The sequence below is a fragment of the Sporomusa sp. genome (genome assembly GCF_057736855.1).
In genome coordinates this window covers 1-5,166 of record NZ_JBYKYF010000225.1, presented here as the reverse complement: position 1 = coordinate 5,166, position 5,166 = coordinate 1, and the positions used below count along the sequence as shown (strand labels likewise).

6 protein-coding genes are annotated in these 5,166 nt (G+C 42.0%); all 6 read right to left on the bottom strand.

All coding sequences use genetic code 11. The annotated features are described in order from the left end of the window. Nucleotides 1-84: 84 nt before the first annotated feature. Nucleotides 85-1,161, bottom strand: a complete 1,077-nt coding sequence (locus AC29Z1_RS13205) for an efflux RND transporter periplasmic adaptor subunit (protein WP_488271920.1) — start codon at nucleotides 1,159-1,161, stop codon at nucleotides 85-87. Nucleotides 1,162-1,184: 23 nt separating this feature from the next. After that, nucleotides 1,185-1,334, bottom strand: coding sequence for a hypothetical protein (locus tag AC29Z1_RS13200; RefSeq protein ID WP_488271919.1), 150 nt, complete (start codon nucleotides 1,332-1,334; stop codon nucleotides 1,185-1,187). Nucleotide 1,335: 1 nt separating this feature from the next. Then, nucleotides 1,336-1,743 (bottom strand): TetR/AcrR family transcriptional regulator, encoded by a 408-nt coding sequence (locus tag AC29Z1_RS13195; RefSeq protein WP_488271918.1) that lies wholly within the window; start codon nucleotides 1,741-1,743, stop codon nucleotides 1,336-1,338. A gap of 146 nt (nucleotides 1,744-1,889) precedes the next feature. Next, nucleotides 1,890-2,750, bottom strand: coding sequence for an EamA family transporter (locus AC29Z1_RS13190; RefSeq protein WP_488271917.1), 861 nt, complete (start codon nucleotides 2,748-2,750; stop codon nucleotides 1,890-1,892). A gap of 438 nt (nucleotides 2,751-3,188) precedes the next feature. Then, on the bottom strand, nucleotides 3,189-3,884 hold the full coding sequence (locus tag AC29Z1_RS13185) for a phosphoribosylaminoimidazolesuccinocarboxamide synthase (RefSeq protein ID WP_488271916.1): 696 nt from the start codon (nucleotides 3,882-3,884) through the stop codon (nucleotides 3,189-3,191). 298 nt (nucleotides 3,885-4,182) lie between these two features. Beyond that, the coding region (locus AC29Z1_RS13180) for an ArsB/NhaD family transporter (RefSeq protein WP_488271915.1) at nucleotides 4,183-5,166 on the bottom strand (984 nt) is incomplete at its 5' end.

Sequence of the window (5,166 nt, the reverse complement as noted above, 5' to 3'; positions counted from 1 at the left end):
GAAAATATGCCTGAGACAAACACCAAGAAAACGAAAAAATACACAAGCTGCTTATGTTTAAGTGACCATTCTGTCAAATTAAACTTATTCATAACGCACCTTTTGTCCTTCCCGCAGTTTTTGGACGCCGGCAGTAACAATCACTTCTCCGTCCTGCAGACCTTCGAGAATCTGAACCTTATCTTTTCCGAAGGCTCCTACTTTTACTGGGCGCAAATTGACAATACCTTCGTTAATAACCCATACATGCGGTGTATCGCCTGTCTGATAAATGGCTGCTAGCGGAATATACACGGTCTGTTGGCCAGTAGATTTGGCGACGGTTACACTGGCAGTCATCCCTAAATTCATATTGGCCGGTGGATGAGTTAGACTAATTCTAACTTTATAGGTTCTAGTCACTTTATCGGCTACCGGGGAAATTTCTCTGACGTTTCCTTCTGCAGTTACCCCTGGCAATGCCCAAAAGCTGACATTAATTTGCTGCGCATTGCGAATTTCGTCAATGCGATTTTCCGGTACATTGATTTCGATTTCACGTTCATCACTGGTCACAACACTGATCACTGGCTGACCTGCACTGACTACTTGCCCAACCTCAGCAGAGATATTAGAAACAACGCCGGCATTGTCTGCCACCAAAGTGGTATACCCCAGCTGGTTAGACCCCTGAGCATATTGGGCTGATGCCTGGCGGTAATTCGCTAAGGCTACTTCATATGCATTTTGGTATTGATCCAGTTGCATATGACTAATTGCACCTTCTTCATATAACTTCCGGTAGCGTTCGAGATTGGCTTCTGCTAAACTCAGTTGTGATTTAGCGGAAGCAACTTGGGCTGCAGTAATATTTACCGTTTGCTGAATATCTTTGCTGTCAATTTCCATCAGAACATCGCCCGGGTTCACTACACTGCCAATTTCTACGTTTCGTTTGATAATTTTGCCGCTAACCTGAAACGCAAGCTGCGTTTCGTACCTTCCCCGCACTTCACCGGAATACGTCGCTTTTTGCCCAGCAGAGTCCATATTAACCACTTGGGCGCGAACCCTGGGTATCTCTTCTTTAACGGTTGCGGTTCTCGAACACCCAGCAAGATTAATGGCTACCAAGCAAATTAAAACTAACATTGCGGTACAGTTAGCCTTAGACTTTTGCATAAAAATCCTCCCCTACCATATATTCATTTCTTTACAAGCCCGTTGATGATGAAATCAATCAATGCCTCGGTATACATCTGCCCATTTGGTGCGCGGCGGAGCGGTCCTGTACGCGCATAGCTGAAGGCTTGAAATAATTTAAAGCCAGCATACGCTACGGTTGTTTCATCCACATCACGGAATTTTCCCTGCTATTTGAGCAATGCTTGCGATAATTTCATCATCAATAATCTCATGGTATTTTCTATTGACAAATGCCAAAAACAACTCATCATCTTTAAGTATTTTAGTAATAAAATTGTCCTGATTAAAATATGCGATTGCCTGGCGAATCAAGAGAACCAGTTTTTCGAGTGGATCAGATACCTCATCAATTTGCGAAAATAATATATCTATGGCTTTATGGCATTCGCGCAGCAGCAGACATTTAAACATGTCTTCTTTATCATTAAAGTGTTCGTAAATGGTTTTTTTGGAGATTTTACAGTCCTTGCTTATTTCATCCATGGTTGTCTTTTTAAACCCGAAGCGTTCCATTCGCTCCTTGGCTTTATCAAGGATGAGACTTTTTACGTCATTCACTCTATTCCCCCTCATCTAACCATCAGTCAATACGGTATCTATACCACTTGTAAACTATTATAGTATTTTAGTTTCCGAAAATCAATACAAATCACTTAGACAAAACGCCTGTTAATCTCGACAATGCCTCCTGCAGTAGGCGCCAGCTATCCCAAAGCCAGCGCAATAAGCCCAAGCAACATAACTCCAGCCCCTGCCAGCCTGATTTTTGCATCACTCTCTGACAATAGCTTCGCCCCAAGAATAGTGCCAATGAGGATACTGACTTCCCTAGCCGGCGCTATATAACTGACAGGGCTATATACCATAGCTGTTAAAACAAGAATATAAGCCAATGGCGATAGAACAGCCACTCCAATGGCTTCTTTTTTGTGCGTAGCCCATTGCGTTTTAACTTGATCCCAATTTTTCAAAGAATAAGGCGTCAGCAAAATGACCCGTCCTACATTGGCAGACCAATCCATCAGCAGCGGAGGAATCAGATAAGCACTGACAGCCACTTTGTCTAGCACAGTGTATCCGGCAATAGCCCCGCCACAGAGCAAGGCATAACATATCGACTTGCGGGTACCCGTTTCCTGGCGACCAAACGGATTTCCCGCAATCACGAGAATTCCTGTGCCAATGAGCACCGCTCCAGCTAAAGCCAGCGGTGTAGGTCGCTCTCCTAACAGAAAAATTGCCGTTAGTATGGAAATTAGCGGCCCAGTTCCTCTGGCAAGGGGATAGATAACCGAAAGATCCCCAAAACGATAGCCTTTATCAAGTAAAATAAAATACACCGAATGTAGCACAGCGCTGCCCAGCATCAATGCAAGTTGATAGGTGCCAATAAACGGTTTCTCCACCAGCAGCACCCATATTGCCAGCGGCAAATAAATGATTGCTGACAGGCTGGCAAAAATCCAGATAAAAGCAGTACCACCACACGCCTTTTTTGCTAACAGATTCCACACCGCATGACAGAATGCCGCTAATATGGCCAACACTAGCGCAAACGAAGTCACCTAAAATCCCCTCAATTAGCTGATTAATGTTTACTAGATATCCCGCCAGCAGCGATTACGCGAAATACATCAAAATAATATATTGACATATTTCGCGGTCCTACTAACATATCCTTCCAACAAAAAAAATAAAGAATAAGGCCTTATTCCTCTCTGAAACGTTTCCTCGCATCACGCTTCGCGAAAAACAAGACCTTATTCTACACTAATTCACTCACCATCACAGCTAACCATATTGTCTGCCATGCCAGTCTTATTTCAATTTTCTTTGATACCTTTTACTAAAGAACGAAAATGCTGTCAGTTTTTTTAGCTGATTTACTGAGCAAAGAAAACAGCAAGAACAATTTCTTACCGGACACAGGCACAGGTCCCCTGTCCCACCACCTGTTTCTTTGCAAAAAAATACCGCCCATCAACGGGCGGTAAAAGTTATCGTTAATGAGATTCCCCTTCCAATATCAGTTTTTCTAACACCAGAGGCTCAATATATTTACCATCTTTATAAGCACGCATATTGCCACCAGATATCTCATCAATTAATGCAATCTGTTTGTCTACGCCAATCCGGCCAAATTCAAACTTAATATCATATAACTCAATATTCTTTTTGGCCAATTCTACTTTTACAATATTACCGATTTCCTGAGTGAGTTTTTTGAGCACTTCGTATTCCTCAGGAGAAAGCAGGCCCAGCATCGCCAAAGTATCTTTCGTGATCAGCGGGTCTCCACGTTCATCGTCTTTTAATGTGACTTCGACTAAAGCATCAAGTGGTTGACCTTCGACGACATACATACCATACCGGCGTAAAAAGCTCCCTACCGCACGATAACGGCAAATCACTTCTAGTCCCTTTCCAAAAACACTTGCCGGCTTCACTGTCATCGTTGCCGCTTCGGGATTGGCGTCAATATAGTGAGTTGGTATTCCTTTTTGCTCTAATAGTTCAAAAAAGAATTTTGACAGCCTAAGTCCAGCCCTACCTGCTCCTTCCAGCGTTAGACCAACGGTATTGGCACCTGGGTCAAATACACCGTTTGTGCCAGTAACATCATCTTTAAACTTCAATAAATAATTTCCATCTTCCAGTAAAAATACATCTTTTGTTTTTCCTGAATACACTAGCTCCATAACCGACATCCTCTTCAAAATATTTTAATATGAATATTACATATATTATACCATATTCATGTACAAAAGTCCCTTCCAAACTTCCACTGTTATAATCTGAAAGAGAGGTAATTGACATTTTGGCCAATTACCTCTCCCTTTGACACATTCACGCTACAAATTACTTAACTGAACTTTCATTGTGAAATTATCATGTATGAATTACAATACGTTTCGCCACTTCCTGAGTAATTTCCGTTTTAATAGGCGTCTGCTTCTGCAGTAGAAAATCCGTTTGTTGAAGTTCGTTATTTGCTTGCTATCCTAATGGCAGTACAGTTAGCCAGATTATGCCAATTATAGTGGTTACAATGGTCAGCGGACATCCTACTTTTAAATAATCCCAGGCAGTAACGCTGACATTATCACGTTTAGCCATTTCCACCACGATGAGATTAGCAATTGAACCGGTAATAGTAAAATTCCCTGCCAGGGTTGAAAATAAAGCCAAGGCTTTCCACCAATGTTCGGCATTTTCTGCTGGTATCAGGAACTTCATTAATAAGACGGCCGGTACATTACTGACAATGTTTGATAACACAAGTGTCATGGCTGCAAATAGTCCCATATTTTCAAACCCAGAAAAAGATAATGTTTTCAATATAAAGGTCATAAGTCCGCTATGCTCTACACCCGCAACAATGATAAACAGACCAATGAAAATGACTAATAAATTAAAATCAATACTTGCATACACTTTGTTAGGTTTTACCCGTCTGGTTACAAGCAGTGCTGCGCCACCAAGACAAGAAACCAGTGCTAAGTCATAACCGTACATATAGCCTGCCAGTACCAGTGCTAATACCATCAAACTTTTTGCTATCAAGTACTTATGTATATTAGTATGGCTGGGAATAGACGCAGTAAATATCCCTTCCAGATCTTTGCGATAACAGTAAGCGATAGCACCATAGGCTGCCAGCAAACCAATAATCACGACCGGGCAGGCTACTACAAAATAGCTTACAAATGTCATCCCGGATAAACTGGCAACAAGTATATTCTGAGGATTGCCCAGCAATGTCGCGGCACTCCCAATGTTTGACGCCATGGCTACCCCCAATAAATGCGGGATGGGATTGCAGTGGGCTTTTCTGCAGATTAAAAGCACTACGGGTGTAAAAAGCAAGCAAATAATATCATTAATCGCCAGTGCTGACATAATGCCACTGGTTATGATAATAGCAAACAACAATTTCTTTTTGGTATTAACCCGCTGACACACGATTTCTCCCACTAGTTC